This window comes from Ruegeria sp. BH6, from assembly GCF_056538105.1.
The window spans coordinates 73,377-88,950 of record NZ_JBQFSR010000006.1 but is presented as its reverse complement, the minus strand read 5'-3'; the positions used below and the strand labels follow the sequence as shown (position 1 = coordinate 88,950).

The 15,574-nt window shown below is 57.5% G+C and carries 12 protein-coding genes; 3 read left to right on the top strand and 9 right to left on the bottom strand.

Going from position 1 to position 15,574, the window contains the following annotated elements; all coding sequences use genetic code 11:
- Positions 1-11: 11 nt before the first annotated feature.
- Positions 12-656 carry a GNAT family N-acetyltransferase gene (locus tag ACR0B8_RS13745; protein ID WP_170361690.1) on the bottom strand — a complete coding sequence of 215 codons (645 nt, stop codon included), beginning with the start codon at positions 654-656 and terminating at the stop codon, positions 12-14.
- A 288-nt stretch (positions 657-944) separates the two neighbouring features.
- Between ACR0B8_RS13745 and ACR0B8_RS13740 the strand changes: the two genes are divergently transcribed.
- On the top strand, positions 945-1,787 hold the full coding sequence (locus ACR0B8_RS13740; RefSeq protein WP_170361688.1) for a fumarylacetoacetate hydrolase family protein: 843 nt from the start codon (positions 945-947) through the stop codon (positions 1,785-1,787).
- 6 nt (positions 1,788-1,793) lie between these two features.
- Here ACR0B8_RS13740 and phnY read toward each other — a convergent pair whose 3' ends face one another.
- Positions 1,794-3,242 carry a phosphonoacetaldehyde dehydrogenase gene (gene phnY / locus ACR0B8_RS13735; protein WP_480658709.1) on the bottom strand — a complete coding sequence of 483 codons (1,449 nt, stop codon included), beginning with the start codon at positions 3,240-3,242 and terminating at the stop codon, positions 1,794-1,796.
- Between the two features lie 231 nt (positions 3,243-3,473).
- On the opposite strand from phnY, the gene ACR0B8_RS13730 reads away from it, so the two are divergent.
- A complete protein-coding gene (locus tag ACR0B8_RS13730; RefSeq protein WP_170350064.1) occupies positions 3,474-4,148 on the top strand; it encodes a GntR family transcriptional regulator in 675 nt (224 codons plus the stop codon).
- Positions 4,149-4,154: 6 nt separating this feature from the next.
- On the opposite strand, the gene ACR0B8_RS13725 is transcribed toward ACR0B8_RS13730, so the two are convergent.
- The 7 genes from ACR0B8_RS13725 to ACR0B8_RS13695 all read right to left on the bottom strand — a co-directional run bounded on the left by ACR0B8_RS13725 (position 4,155) and on the right by ACR0B8_RS13695 (position 11,970).
- A complete protein-coding gene (locus tag ACR0B8_RS13725) occupies positions 4,155-5,111 on the bottom strand; it encodes an ABC transporter ATP-binding protein (protein ID WP_170376836.1) in 957 nt (318 codons plus the stop codon).
- Complete coding sequence (locus tag ACR0B8_RS13720; RefSeq protein ID WP_170350062.1) at positions 5,108-6,085, bottom strand: ABC transporter ATP-binding protein; 978 nt, start codon at positions 6,083-6,085, stop codon at positions 5,108-5,110. Before ACR0B8_RS13720 ends, ACR0B8_RS13725 begins: the two co-directional genes overlap by 4 nt.
- A gap of 4 nt (positions 6,086-6,089) precedes the next feature.
- A complete protein-coding gene (locus tag ACR0B8_RS13715; RefSeq protein ID WP_170350061.1) occupies positions 6,090-6,992 on the bottom strand; it encodes an ABC transporter permease subunit in 903 nt (300 codons plus the stop codon).
- Positions 6,992-7,999: an ABC transporter permease subunit gene (locus ACR0B8_RS13710; RefSeq protein ID WP_170350060.1), complete on the bottom strand. Its 1,008-nt coding sequence runs from the start codon at positions 7,997-7,999 to the stop codon at positions 6,992-6,994. Before ACR0B8_RS13710 ends, ACR0B8_RS13715 begins: the two co-directional genes overlap by 1 nt.
- Positions 7,999-9,093 (bottom strand): M24 family metallopeptidase, encoded by a 1,095-nt coding sequence (locus ACR0B8_RS13705; protein WP_170361683.1) that lies wholly within the window; start codon positions 9,091-9,093, stop codon positions 7,999-8,001. The genes ACR0B8_RS13710 and ACR0B8_RS13705 overlap by 1 nt, the downstream gene beginning before the upstream one ends.
- A 69-nt stretch (positions 9,094-9,162) precedes the next feature.
- The gene (locus ACR0B8_RS13700; protein WP_170350058.1) at positions 9,163-10,746 is read right to left on the bottom strand and encodes an ABC transporter substrate-binding protein; all 1,584 of its coding nucleotides are present in this window, start codon (positions 10,744-10,746) and stop codon (positions 9,163-9,165) included.
- Between the two features lie 303 nt (positions 10,747-11,049).
- On the bottom strand, positions 11,050-11,970 hold the full coding sequence (locus tag ACR0B8_RS13695) for a LysR family transcriptional regulator (RefSeq protein WP_170350057.1): 921 nt from the start codon (positions 11,968-11,970) through the stop codon (positions 11,050-11,052).
- Positions 11,971-12,310: 340 nt separating this feature from the next.
- Between ACR0B8_RS13695 and ACR0B8_RS13690 the strand changes: the two genes are divergently transcribed.
- On the top strand, positions 12,311-15,514 hold the full coding sequence (locus ACR0B8_RS13690) for a beta strand repeat-containing protein (protein ID WP_480658712.1): 3,204 nt from the start codon (positions 12,311-12,313) through the stop codon (positions 15,512-15,514).
- The last annotated feature ends 60 nt before the right edge of the window (positions 15,515-15,574 follow it).

The window sequence follows — 15,574 nt, the reverse complement described above, 5'->3', positions numbered from 1 at the left end:
TGCACACCCCGTTAGTCACACTTATCAACCTGTGGTGGCCAAGACCAGCTTGGGCACCCGTTCTCTCCGAAAGTCACAACTGTTTCTGAGCTAATGCTTTTTGCCAGGGTCGGACGAGTATTCATCCAATCCTGACGGAGAAGTCCAACAACAATCATGTCATGAAACGTTCCGTCTGCATACCAGGCTTGCCGCATGGTACCTTCGACCTGACATCCCAGTCTTTCCACAAGGTCGCGGCTGATATGATTATCCTGCCTGTAATATGAGGTCAGCCTGTTCAAACCCAGTTGACGGAATGCAAAATCCGCCACCAGTGCCGTCGCTCTGATGGCAAGGCCCAAACGCCGAACCGATTTTTCGACAAACATGGCGATGACCGCGTCCCGGTTTACCGGGGAAATCGCCTCGAGCCCAACAATCCCCACCACTTGTCCGCTATTGGAGACGACAACGAACCAGCACTTTCCGTTGCTGCCTGACGCACTGAATGCATCGCGCCAGACGTCTTCGGTGTGCGCAAGGTTGAACGGAATCCGCGATGTACGATCAAATCGGCCGAGGTCCTCAATATCCTGAAACCAGGGTGTGATTACCTCCAGATCTGCTTTTTCAAGTGGGCGCAGTTTGAATACGCTGTCGGACTTGTCTGACAATGGATCAACTACCTTTAACTAATATCAGAAAATATACACCCCAGAGCCTAACATACATAGGCAACAAATACGAAATAGGAAAAAAGCGGCCCGGCGATTATATACCTATGGTTGCGAAGATCAGAACCCGGCGTGCCGAAGATCAACATGCCCTTGGTTGCACGATCCTGAAGTATGCACCGCACCGGTTTGTCTATTGCACGCCCAAGGCGGTGGTGATTTGGTCACATCGAACAGCCTATTGCCGTCTTCGTCGGCTGGACCAACTGAGTTGAAAGGGAACAGGATATGAAGCTGTTACGCTATGGGCCGGTTGGCGCGGAAAAGCCCGGTATTTTGGATGAGGCCGGTAAAATCCGCGATCTGTCGGGGATTGTTGACGATGTAACTGGCGCGATGCTTGGCGATGAAAGCATGGCGCGGCTGCGTGGGCTCGACCTTGGAACATTGCCTGTCGTCGACGGTGATCCGCGGATTGGGGCGTGTGTCGGGAATGTTGGCAAATTCGTCTGCATCGGCCTGAACTATGCCGATCACGCAGCCGAAAGCGGTCTGGACCTGCCCGACGAGCCGGTGATTTTCTTCAAAGCGACCTCTGCCATCATAGGTCCGAATGACACGGTCGAAATCCCGCGCGGTTCGGTCAAGACCGATTGGGAGGTTGAACTGGGCGTCGTCATCGGTAAGCGCACCAAATATATTTTCGAGGCCGAGGCGCTTGACCACGTAGCCGGATATTGTGTGATCAACGATCTGTCCGAGCGGGATTTTCAACTCCACCGCTCGGGCCAGTGGGTCAAAGGTAAATCGGCCGACACGTTCGGCCCGATCGGACCCTGGCTGGTCACCCGGGACGAGATCGCCGATCCACAGAACCTGCAGATGTATCTTGAGGTGAACGGGCATCGCTATCAGGATGGTTCGACCAATACGATGCATTTCAGTGTGGCCACAGTCATTTCGCACCTGTCGCAGTTCATGTCACTGCAGCCGGGGGATGTGATTTCAACCGGAACACCACCGGGTGTGGGTATGGGACGGACCCCTCAGATTTATCTGAAACCCGGTGACAAGATGGAATTGGGCATCCAAGGGCTGGGCGTGCAGCGACAGGACGTAGTGCAGGGCTGAACACCCTTACTCTGGCCAGGGCAAGGAATAGGTCTTGACGTTGGTGAAGAATTTCATCGCCTCGATGACCCCTTCTTTGACCCCGTTGCCGCTGTCCTTGATGCCCCCAAAAGGCGACATTTCGATCCGGTACCCGGGCTGTTCCCAGATATTGCAGGTTCCGACATTCAGACCATTGATATAGGCAATCGCGCGGTTCAGATCGTTGGTGCAGACGCCCGAGGACAGGCCAAACGCAGTTCCGTTTGAGATTTCCATGACCTTGGCGTCATCATCTGGCACGCGGACGATGGGTATGATGGGACCGAAGGTTTCCTCCATCACCAGCTCGCTGGTGTGGGGAACCTTGTCGACGACAATCGGCGGCAAAAGCGCGCCCTGACGACCGGGGTGATAGAGGATCACCGCGCCCTCGCCTTCAGCCATGTAAACACGTTTTTCGCACAGTTCCGCAGCCTCGGAATGGATCACGCAGCCCAGTTGCGTTTCAGGATCCTGCGGATCGCCAAAGCGAATGGCCTTGGCCTTTTCCAGAACCAACGGCACAAATCTATCCGCCACGCTGTCCTGTACGAGAATACGTTTTATCGCCGTGCAACGCTGCCCGGAATTGCCAGTGGCCCCGGCCACGGCGATGGCTGCGGCCCGGTCCAGATCGGCCTCGCTCAGATCGTTCAAGACGATCAGGGGATCGTTGCCGCCCAACTCTAGCGCCTGACGTTTAAACCCCGCTTTTTCAGCAATCATTTTGCCCACCGGCACTCCACCCGTGAAGGTGATGATGTCGATGTTTTCATTGGTGACCATTTCATCACCAATGTCCTGTGGCCAGCCAGTGACCACCTGGAACATCTCGGGCGGCAACCCTGCCTCGTACAGGATGTCAGCCAGTGTCAGCGCTGTCAGCGGGGTCAATTCGGTCGGTTTGCAGACCATGCAATTGTTGGTGGCAATCGACGGGGCAACTTTGTGGCTGACCATGTTCAGGGGGTGGTTGAAGGACGTGATCGCGCTGATAGCTTTGACCGGTTCGCGTTTGGTGAAAATCTTCCGCTGCTTGCCATTATGGGTCAGATCGCACGAGAACACCTCACCATCATCCTTCAGCGCTTCGGCTGCGGCGAACAGAAATACATCCTGCGCCCGCTTGGTTTCGTAAATCGCATGCTGGTGGCAGATGCCAAGTTCCAGCGTCAGCCACTTCGCCAGATCGTCGCGTTTATCACCGATCAATTCACCTGCGCGCTGCAAAATCTGGCTGAGTTCGTACCGGGTAAGCTTGGGGGTATAACTTGCAGCGACCTCAAAAGCCTTGCGTGCGTGTTCGGCGGTGCCTGCTGGCACCGTGCCAATAACCTCGTTGGTATAAGGGTAGTGAACGGGAACCGTAGCCTCGGTGAAAACGATCTGCCCCCCGATGCGCATGCCCTCGTTGCGAATGTCGGATGTATTCATGATCCCGTCCATTTTTCTTAAGCGCCGCTGTTGTTTCATAGATAAATACGTCAATTATCCTGTATATCGTTTCGTACCCTCAGAACGCCATTTTCGTACCAAAGAAATCCCTGCTCATGGTCCGTCAGAATCTGTGCGACAGCTAATTGTTATCCTTATTGCAAAAGGCTTGGAAATTGTTCAGGCATTTTGTATTTTGGATACAAGTTTCCAGTACCCGAGACGAAGTGAATGCCCAGAACGCGTGCGATCCCCCGACAAAGCCTGCCCGACGTCATCACCAACGACCTGCGCGAGCGGATTCTGAGCGGTGAAATCGCCGAAGGTGAAACCATTCGTCAAGAGGCACTGGCTGAGGATTACGACGTCTCGCGCATGCCGATCCGCGAGGCACTGAAACGGCTGGATGCCGAGGGCCTCGTGCAGCTAACCAACAACCGAGGTGCTGCGGTCACATCGCATTCCCTGTCCGAAATCGGAGAGATTTTCGACCTGCGTGTCTTGCTTGAGGTGGATCTTTTCAAACGCGCCATTCAGCAGATGACTGCCGCCGATTTCAACGAATGCGATCGGATTCTGGATGCGATGGAAAAGTCCTATGATGCATATGATGTGGGCCGCTGGGGCAGCTTGAACAATGAATATCACATGGCGCTTTACGCCGCTGCTGGTCGCGGGCTGAGCAACGAAATCCTTCAGCGGGTAAACGTGCAGTCCGACCGCTATGTTCGCATGCATCTAAGTGTCATGGAGCAACGCGAACCCGCCAAGAAAGACCACCGCGAGCTATTGTCGCTGGCCCGTGCGGGCCGGGTCGATGATGCCTGCGATCTGCTGACCCGGCATATCCAGCGCACCAAGGAACAATTGCTAGCCATGATTACGGCGACGCGAAAAACCGAATAAACGGGTTTAGTCCAACGGGTGCAAGCAAGCGACCTGATGCCTGTCTCCGCTCAGCTCGGGCGGCGCGGCGCGGCATTCTTCGGTGGCCAGCCAGCACCGCTGCGCAAAGGCACAGCCCTTGGGGATATTCATCGGGGACGGCAATTCACCTTCCAGCTTGATCCGCTCTTTCCGGGCCTCAGGGTCAGCGCGGGGTGTCGTAGACAACAAAGCCTTCGAATAGGGATGACGGGGCGCGGCGAACAGCAGCTCTTTCGGGGCTTTTTCAACTGCGCGGCCCAAATACATGACGATCACATCATCTGCGAAATGTTTTACCACCGACAGGTCGTGCGAGATGAACAGATAGGCAAGGTTCAAACGCTCCTGCAACTCGACCAGCAGGTTCAGAATCTGCGATTGGATCGACACGTCCAGCGCCGAGACCGGTTCGTCCAACACTAGTACTTTGGGGTTCAGCATCAGCGCGCGGGCAATGGCGATGCGCTGGCGCTGACCGCCTGAGAACATGTGCGGATAGCGGTCGTAGTGCTCGGGGCGCAGGCCGACAAGGTCAATCATCTCACGCGCTCGGGCCTCGCGGTCGGCGGCAGACATGTCGGGGCGGTTGATGATCAGCGGTTCCTGCAGGATCTGCCCGATCCGCTGACGCGGGTTGAGCGAACCATAGGGGTCTTGAAACACGATCTGCACCGTCTCGCGCATTTGCGCCCATTTCGACGGGGTAATGTCGACCCCATCAATGGTCAGGCTGCCCGAGGTCGGTTCTTCGATCATCGTTACCACGCGCGCCAGCGTGGATTTTCCGCAGCCGGATTCTCCGACAATCGCCAGTGTTTTGCCGGGTTGCAGGTCAAAATCCACACCTGACAGAGCCTTGACCGTTGCCGGTTTCGACAGCAATCCGCCTTTGACAGAATAGAATCTGGCCAATGCGCTGGCCTGAACGATGGGGGCGGTCATGCCAGTTCTCCGGCGGTTATCTTTTCAACATAATGGCAACGGGCCTTACCGAAATCCGCGCTGTGCGGGGTTGGCGGCAGAGATCGGCAGAGGTCGTCCGCATATTGGCATCTGGGGCTGAACAGGCAGCCTTTGGGCCGGTCGAACTGACCGGGCACGACACCAGGAATAGTCGGCAACAGTTTCGAGGTCGCCCGTTCTGGCAACGCGCTCAGCAAGGCAGCCGTATAGGGGTGGCGCGGGGTGCGGAACAAGTCCTTGACTGGCTGCTCCTCGACCTTTTGACCGGCATATTGCACCTGAACCCGTTCAGCGGTTTCAGCGACCACACCCATATCGTGCGTGATCAGTACCAGCCCCATCCCTTGTTCGTCCCGCAGCCGAACCAACAGGTCCAAAATTTGCGCCTGAATGGTCACGTCCAGCGCTGTTGTCGGCTCATCTGCGATCAGCAGCTTGGGATTGCAGGCAATGGCCATGGCAATCATGACGCGCTGGTTCATCCCGCCCGACATCTGGTGCGGAAAAGTGTTCAAGCGGCTTTCGGGGGCCGGGATACCGACCTGATCAAACAGCTCGATGGCGCGCTGGTGGCGATCCCTGCGATTCAGGCCGAGGTGAATCCGCAAGGCTTCCTTGATCTGGAAGCCGACTGTGAAACAGGGGTTCAGTGACGACATCGGCTCTTGAAAGATCATGGCGATGTCTTTGCCGATGATCTTACGGCGGTCACGAGCCGAAATTTTGGTGAGGTCGATGCCTTCAAAACTCAGTTGATCGGCCGTGATCGTAGCCGTCCATGGCAGCAGGCCCATCAACGCCAGCATCGACACGGATTTACCCGAGCCGCTTTCGCCGACGATGGCCATAAGCTCACCCTTGTCGACGGACAGATCAACGCCATCCACGGCGCGGAATTTCCCCGAAGCGGTGGCGAATTCGACGGTGAGGTTTCGGATGTCCAACAGGCTCATGTCGTCAGCTCCGCTTTAGTTTCGGGTCCAGCGCGTCGCGCAGACCGTCGCCCATCAGGTTGATGGCCAGCACGGTGACCAGGATGGCCAGGCCGGGGAATGTCACAACCCACCAAGCACGAAGAATGAACTCTCGCGCTTCGGCTAGCATGGTGCCCCATTCCGGCGTGGGCGGCTGTGCGCCCATGCCCAGAAAGCCAAGGGCTGCGGCGTCCAGAATGGCGGTCGAGAAGGACAGCGCCGCCTGCACGATGATCGGGGCCAGGCAATTGGGCAGCACGGTCTTAAACATCAGCCGCGCTTTGCTGGCACCTGCCACGCGGGCCGAGGTGACATAATCCTTCTGCCGTTCAGACAAGACCGAGGCACGGGTCAGACGCACGTAGTGCGGCTGAAAAACGATGGCGATGGCGATCATGGCGTTGGTCAGCGAGGGCCCGAGTATGGCGACCAGAACCAATGCCAGCAGTAGCGACGGGAAGGACAGAATGATATCCATCACCCGCATGATCATCGTATCAACCCATTTGGGTGCAAAGCCGGACAACAGACCAATGATCACACCGCCTGTCACGGCCACACAGACCACAACGATGCCGACAAAGAAGGAATAGCGGGATCCCATGATCAGGCGCGACAGCATATCCCGGCCCAATGGGTCAGTGCCCAGCGGAAAGGCCCAGCTGCCACCCTCTTGCCACGCCGGGGGCTGCAGGATGTGATTGCGGAACTGTTCCGTCGGATCGTAAGGCGCCAGCAGCGGAGCGAAGGCGGCACACAAAACAAACGCGGCAAAAACCCAAAGCCCCATGACCGCGCCGCGGTTTTCGCTGAAGTAATACCAGAACTCGCGCAATGCGCTGGGGCGGTCTTCGGTTTTGGGTGGGGTTGCGGATAGTTCAGCCATCACCGCCTCCGGATTTTGGGGTTGATGATGCCGTAGAGGACATCGACCAGCAGGTTCACCAGCATGACAATCACCGCGATCATCAACAGGCCACCTTGCACCACCGGATAGTCACGGCGGAAAATGCTATCGACCATCCACTTGCCGATGCCCGGCCAGCTAAAGATCGTCTCGGTCAGGATCGCGCCGGCCAACAACGTGCCGACCGACAGGCCGATCACGGTAATCACCGGGATCAACGCATTGCGCAGCGCATGCAGCCCGTTGATCCGTGTCGGCGCCAGACCCTTGGCGCGGGCAGTGCGGATGTAATCCTCGCCCAAAACCTCAAGCATGGCCGAGCGTGTCTGACGTGCAATCACCGCCAGCGGGATGGTGCCCAGTACGATCGTCGGCAGGATTAGGTGCCTCACGGCCGATCCAAACGCTCCCGGCTGCCCGGACAGCAGGCTGTCGATCAGCATGAAACCGGTGACACTGGGGAAATAATACAGCAGGTCGATCCGACCCGAGACTGGCGTCCAACCCAGATTGCCCGAGAACACGATGATCAGCAGCAGCGCCCACCAGAAGATCGGCATCGAATACCCGACCAGGGCTGACGACATCAGCGCCCGATCGAAGAACTTGCCCCTGTTCACCGCCGCGATCACGCCGGCAGGCAATCCCAGTGCCACCGCAAAGATCATTGCACAAAGCGACAGCTCCAGCGTGGCAGGGAACAAGGCGAAGAACTCATCCCACACCGGCTTTTTGGTGACAAAGCTCTCGCCCAGATCGCCATGCAGGACGCCGACAAGGTAATCCCAGTATTGTTGCAGGACCGGTTTGTCGAAGCCCAGCTTCTCGACCATCTCCTGATAGCGTTCCTCGGTCATGCCGCGTTCGCCAGCCATGACGATGATGGGATCACCGGGCAGGACCCGGATGAACATGAAGGAAATCAGCGTCACGCCCAGAAATGTCGGAACGAACATGCCAAGGCGTGTGAGTAAGTAGCCAAACATCAGCGACCTATGATTGTGAGATCTTTGGGAAAGCGGGTCAGCGACCGGCAGCCATCCCGTGTAACAAGCACGTCATCTTCTATGCGAACGCCGAAATTGTCCAGATCATAAAGGCCCGGTTCGTTGGTCCAGACCATTCCGGGCAAGATTTTCTGGTCATTCCCGCGCATAATATACGGTGCCTCGTGGACGTCCCGGCCCAGACCATGTCCGGTCTTGGTGCGGATGCGGTCGGCAAAAGGCGAGGCCTCAAGCACGCTGATGACCGCGTCGTCGATATCGTGCGCGGTCACGCCGGGGCGGCAGGCCTCGAAACCGGCGAGATTGGCGCGCAGGACTGTATCGTAGACCGCCCTGCCCTCGTCCGAGACCTCTTTGACGAAAAAGGTCCGGGTAATATCGGCGGCAAAACCGTGTTTGCGGGCACCGAAATCGAACAACAGCGCGTCGCCGGGTTTGATCCTGTAATCCGCCCGCGCCTTGCCATGCGGTTGAGCCGAGTTATCACCCGCGGCCACAATCGGCGCAAAAGCCAGCGAGGCGGCGCCTTCGGCAAACAACGCCTGGATCAGAGCCTGTTCGATCTGAACCTCGGTCTGGCCGACACGCACATCTTCGATGACCCGCTGCAACGCCCGTTCCGAGATGTCAATCGCAGCCTGCAGCGCCGCGATGTCTTCATCGGTCTTGGTTATGCGCAAGCCGGAAATTTCACGCTCGCCGTCCACAATGCGCAGATCCGGCATCGCGCGGGTCAGCGCCTTTGATACGAAAACCCGCATCACCTGACCTTCGACCGCCAGTGACGACAGAGTCATATGCGCGGCCAGCGCGGCAAAGGCTTCGTCATAGCCTGCTTGATCGCGCCAATCAAAGACAGCGCCGTCAAACCCGACCAGCGCCCATGACCCCAGCTCAAGATTTGGCACAATCGCGGCCGGGGCACCTTCGGCTGGAATCACAACCACGAAAGGCCGTTCGTGGCTCATGAAGGGTTTTCCCAAAGCGCGGGTGAAATTCGGGCCAGGCACCAGCGCCACGGCGTCTACTGACATGTCCTTTGCCAGTTGACGGTACTCGGACAAATCCGGCATTCGCGCCGACCTCCAGAAATAGAAAACCGGAGCCGCCAATTTGGGCGGCTCCGGTCAGTGAGTGGTGATTTATTCGACGCTCACGCCATAGAAGATGTGGCCACCCAGCGGGTGCACCTTGTAGCCCTGCACCTTATTGCTCATCGGCATGTAAACGACCGAGTGTGCGATGGTCGCCCATGGCGCCTGCTCTTTGAAGACGACCTGAGCATCTTCATACAGCTTGGTGCGTTCAGCCTGATCGGTGGTTTGCTTGGCTTTCAGGATCAGATCTTCGAACGGTTCGTGGCACCATTGTGCACGGTTCGATGCTTCGCGACCGTCACAGCCCAGAAGTACGGCCAGGAAGTTGTCTGGATCGCCGTTGTCACCGGTCCAGCCCAGAAGAACGGCGCCATCGCGGTTCAGTTCTTTCGAGCGCGACAGATACTCGCCCCATTCATAGGACACGATCTCAACATCCACACCGACCTTAGCAAAATCCGCCTGGATCAACTCCGCCATGCGGCGTGCGTTCGGGTTGTACGGACGCTGTACCGGCATCGCCCAGATCTTCATCGACAGATCGGAAACACCTTCGGCTTCCAGCATCGCCTTGGCCGCTTCGGGATCATAGGCATCATCGGTGATGGCGTCGTTATAGCCCCACATGGTTGGCGGGATCGGGTTCTTGGCCACCTGGCCTGAGCCCTGGAACACCACATCGATGATGGCGTTTTTGTCGATCGCCATGTTCAACGCCTTGCGGACGTTCGGATTGTCGAACGGCTCCATAGTGGTGTTGTAGGCCAGATAACCGACGTTTAGGCCTTCCTGCTCCATCATGTTGATGTCGCCGTCATCCTTCATCGCCTGAATGTCAGCCGGGTTCGGATACGGCATGATGTGGCATTCGCCAGCCTTCAGCTTTTGGTACCGAACCGAAGCGTCTGGAGTGATCGCAAAGATCAGGTTTTCCACGTCCGCCGGGTCTTTCCAGTAGTCCGCATTCTGCGCATAGCGGATCACGGCGTCTTTCTGATAGGCCACGAACGAGAACGGACCAGTGCCGATGGGCGCAGTGTTCAGCTTTTCAGGTGTTCCTGCTGCCATCATCGCATCGGCATATTCGGCCGACAGAATCGAGGCGAAATCCATCGCCATGTTGGCCACAAACGGCGCCTCAGGCTTGGTCAGAGTGAATTTGACCGTATAGTCATCGACCTTTTCGATGGACTCGACCAGATCTGGCATGCCCATACCTTGGAAGTATTCCCAGGTGCCGCCGGACACCTGATTGAACGGGTGACCTTCGTCCTTCTGACGCATGAACGAGAAGATCACGTCATCGGCGTTAAAGTCACGGGTCGGGGTGAATTCGTCGTTGGAATGGAACTTGACGCCCTGACGCAGCTTGAACGTGTACTCCAGACCGTCATCGCTGGCTTCGACGCTTTCGGCCAGACCGGGAATGACGTTGGTCGTTCCGGTTTCGAATTCCAGCAGGCGGTTGTAGATCGGGTGCGAAGACGCATCAAAAGTCGTCCCGGCGGTGAACAGGGCCGGATCGAACCCTTCGGGCGATCCTTCAGAGCAATACACCAGAGTGTTTGCCTGTGCCGCGGCAGCCGACAAGGCGATCGCAGCAGTTGCGGCCATCAATTTCAGTTTCATGTGGGTCTCCCAGAAATGAATTTATTCAGACATTCGCGTTGCTCTTTGTGGTCAGAGCATTCCTAGACGACTCGTGTCATCGCGATGTCTCTGCCCAATGTATCCAAAATACAAAATCCATTGTCAACTGACTTGCACACGCTAATTTGAGCAACCCGTTAACAAGGCGGATACCCCCACACGTTCGGCCTTTTGGGTCGTTCGGGCAAGAGGATAATCACCATGACCTAACGGCCCATGTCTTGCTACGTGACAGCGTGCCGGCCGCCATCGCAGGTCAAGATACAAGAGATCAGTTGGCGCTCAGTGCGAAAAAGTGGGCGTAACCCCGACAGGTGGCCGTTCATTAATATAGGCACCGATACGGTCCAAAAGCGGTCGGCGGGGACAGCCCGGACGCGTTGCCGCGCCCAAGTTTCGCAGATTGCCGGGGCCTTCGAATGGGACAAAGCACAAAGGCCACTTGTCCCGTTTGAACTGTTCCGCCGCCAATGCCGAGACGATGGTGCAATCATCCGAATGGCAGATATGGCGGCAGATCGTCTCGAACCGAAGCGCACTTAGATCAAACCGCTTGCTGGCCCGGTTCGAGGGGTCTGATTCAGGCAACCGGTCTTCCAGTTCATAACCAAAACTATGGGGAAGCCGAATAAAGTCATGCACCGGCACATCTTCTGGCGCGATGGATGGCAACATGCACAGTGGGTGGCCCTCGCGTACGGCCAGAAACAGGGGTTCAGACCAGATCGAAGTGAAATCCAGCGCTTCGCTGTTGTTGACCTTTGCCACCAGGGCGACGTCAAGCGTGTGATCTTCAACCATTTGCAACATGTTCTGTGGCAGATCTTCAACCATGGTGACACGCATGTTGGGAAAAAGCGCGCTGAACAGCTCGGAAAAATACTGCGTCAGATAGGGGGCCAGTGTCGGGGTCATACCGATATTGAAAGGCACTGCCTCGGGGTTGCGAAACTGAGTCGCGGTATCGCGGATGTTCTGTGCGTCTTTCAGGATGCGCTCGGCAATGGCGATCACGCGATTGCCACAGGCAGTGGGGCGCACTTCGCTATTCAGGCGCAGGAACAGATCCGTTCCCAATTCCTGTTCCAGCTTCTTTACCTGATTAGACAAAGCGGGCTGCGAGACATTGCAGGCCACAGCCGCCTGACTGAACTGACCGTGTCTGGCAATGGCAAGCACATATTCCAGGTCTCTGAAATTCATGGTTTTGGGCCCGTGATCCGTTTCCCGATCCCGCTGGGGATGCCCTTTACATACGCCAACCGGCGCGCCGCTGCAGGAAATCGGCATCACAATCACTGACAAAACCGTCAATCCGCGCCATTGAATAGAAGGGCACTGCGGAGACACGCCACGTAACCAATTGAAAAGAAACGAGGCACGGTGGCCAGATATCACGCCATCCGTGACTATTTGTATTGGTTATACCGCCAATTCGAAGGATGAATTTTAGCTGCGCCGTGGTGGTGACTACCCCTTTGCTACGTGGAATGCCCAGACCAGCGGGCGGACCGCATTACGCAAACCCATGATGGAGTCCCCCATGCTGTCCCAACTTATGGAAAGCTTACGCGAACGTCTCTTAACCACGTCCACATTGGCGCAAGAGACCAGCCGCGATGGCCAAACCCTTTTGAACAACTTTTTCCAAAGCACGGTTGTCGATGACACTCCGGCCTTTGTGCTAGCCAATGATTTCTCGCGCCTGCTGAACTTTGGTGAGATAGTCACCAACAACGCGGTGGCCGCGGTGAAGGCGCAGGGTGAAGATGTCGACATCTTCAACTTTGCCTCGGGCCGGATCGAAGCAAATAACGGTCCCGAAGTTCTGGCCACCGGCGTTCAGGTGACCGGCAGCGCCGCAGTCCGAAACTTCGGAGAGATAGCCGGGGAATTTAACGGAGTGCAGTTTGCCGGGCCTGACAGCTCTGGCAGCCTGGATAATTTCCGCGGCGGCGTGATCAGTTCGGACAGTCGTGCGGTTGATATTCAGGGTCAGGGCATTGATGTGCGCAACTTTGGCGACATCATCGGCACCGGCGATCAGCGCAACGGCACGATCTATACCAACAGCACCGCCGAGGATGTTTCGATCTCGAACTTCTCAGGCGCCACGATTGATGCCGGTGACGGCAATCAGGGCGCCGGTATTTCGCTGCAAGTCGGTGATGAACTCGGAGACCGCGTGGAAACCGACGTGTTCAACGGCTTTGGCGCGACCATTCAAGGCCGCGGTCAGGCGGCGGCAAATACAGGTCTGGCCGGAGACGGCATCCGCATCGATGATGGTGCAGAAGGTGCCATTCTTGAAACCGAGATCATCAATAGCGGTCTGATTTCGACCGAAAGCAATCAAGGCACCGCCGCCGGTATTCGCATTGCCAATGGCGCAAATGCCGAAGGTGAGATTCTGAACACCTCGACCGGTGTGATCGAAGGACCTCGCAACGGTCTCTATATCGGTGAAGGCGAACATGATCTGGATGTGCTGAACTTTGGCACCATCCAATCAGGCAGCCGCGCGGTTAATATCGACGGCTCCGGCGTTGATCTGGTCAATGGCGGTGACATTCTGGGCTCTGGCGATCAGCGCAACGGCACGATCTACGCCGACGACACCGCGTCTGATTTCTCGATCAACAACCTGGCAACCGGCTCAATCGATGCGGGCGAAGGCAACCAAGGCGCTGGCGTTTCACTTTCCCTGTCTGCCGAAGGCAATGGTGAGGTCGAAGTGACCAACGCAGGCTCCGTCGCCGGTCGCGGCAATGCAGGCGCTGGTCTGGGCACCGCCGGAGATGGCATCCGTCTGGAAGGCGCCCGGCTGGAAGGCGGCGGCTTTGGCCCTGCTCTGTTCACCGGAACGATCACCAACACAGGTTCGGTCTCGTCCGAAGGTGCAAATGGCACTGTCGGCGCGTTCCGCGCTGTGAACAACGTCAATTTCCAAGGCCAACTGGTCAACGAGGAAACCGGCGTCTTTTCGGGTGGTCAGAACGGTGTCTACTTTGGCACAGGCGATCATTCGGGCGGGTCCTTCGTCAACCGGGGTACTGTCACCTCGGACAGCCGCGCGCTGAATATTGACGGAGAAGGGCTCGAGGTCATCAACGAAGGTGACATTCTGGGCACCGGCAACCAGCGCAACGGTACGGTTTATGCCGATGGTACCGCCGACAACTATACCTTTACCAACACAGGTCTGGTTGACGCAGGCGAAGGCAATAACGGCTCAGCCGTCTCGTTGCAAACCGGCGATGTGTCTGGGGATGTGGTCTCGGCCGCTGTCGTCAACGAAGGCACGCTGCAAGGCCGCGGAGACGCCGCAGAGGGCAACCAGGTGGGCGATGGCTTGCGCCTGTTCACCAGCCAGGATGACGCGTCCTTTGCCGGAGTTGTCGTCAACGAAGGTCTGATCGCGGGATCCGAGGACTCGGACGCTGCGGCGGGCTTGCGCGTTGATGGCGGTCTGAACCTTGTTGGTGCCGTCCTGAACGAGGGCGAAATCCGCGGCACGGTCAACGCAATCGACGCCTCGGACGCAGGCACCGTCACCATCGTTAACGACGACGAAGGCGTGATCAACGGTGACGTTCTGCTGAGCGATGGCGACGATATCTTTGTCGATCTGGGCACTACCAATGGTGACATCGACGGCGGCGCAGGTGATGACGTTCTGATTGCCGGCGATGCCGACAATGTTCTGACCGGTGGTCTGGGCAATGACTTCATCGACGGTGGAGACGGCATCGACACGGCCGACTTCTCGGATCTGGACGTCGCGGTCGAGGTTCGTCTGGACGCCAACGGCAATGGCACCGCCACCCGCGATACCGGGTTCAACATCTCGGTCACCGATGCGGTTATCGTGGCACCGGATCAGTTCGGGTCCAACATTGCCGATGGTGCCGGTTTTGTTGAGCAGGCGGTTCAAGGCAACCTCTACTACAACATCCACACCAACCAGTTCCCGGCGGGTGAAATCCGCGGGCAGCTATCGGTCGACAGCGACGTGACCGAAAACGGTATCCGCACCGTTAGCCTGAGTGGCGGTTTGGACGCGGCGCAAGAGCCAGGGCCGCTGTCAAACAGCGAAGCGACCGGTGAGGCCACCGTTGTCATCACGCAGAACCTGAACACTGGTGAGGTCACCTATTCCAGCGAGCTGAGCGTTGTTGGCATCAGCGAAGCAGAGCTGGGCACCCCAATCCCGGGTACTGTTTCGGCGATCCATCTGCACAATGCTCCGGCGGGCGTGAACGGCCCGGTGGTGCAGGACACTCTGGTCGACGCAGGTGCAACGCTGGATGTGAATGCGACCGGGGGCACCGGTGTCATCGGTCAGGATGTTGTCGAAAACCAGTTCGAGACCGACGTGCTGCAGTCCATTGAAAACGTCATCGGGTCCGATGATGGCGACGTGATCGTCGGCAGCGATCTGTCCAACGTGCTGAATGGCGGCGCGGGCGGAGACCTGATCTCGGGCGAAGGCGGTGATGACATTCTCATCGGCGGGCTGGGACGAGACACGTTCTCGTTCGGTGAAGACTTCGGCAATGACGTGATCCAGGACTTTGAGATCGGTCGCGATCAGCTGCAGTTCGGCGACCTCGGACCCGATTTCGGCGGCGCGGTGAATGTCGCGCAGGATGGCAATGACACCCTGATCACCTTTGGCAACGAAGGCTCGGTCCGTCTGGCTGGGATCAACAGCGCAGACCTAACCGAAGACGACTTCGTCGCCTAAGCGATCCACAACGGGGCGGCCTTGTGGCCGCCCCGCTTGCCAAACCGGAAAGGGCTATCC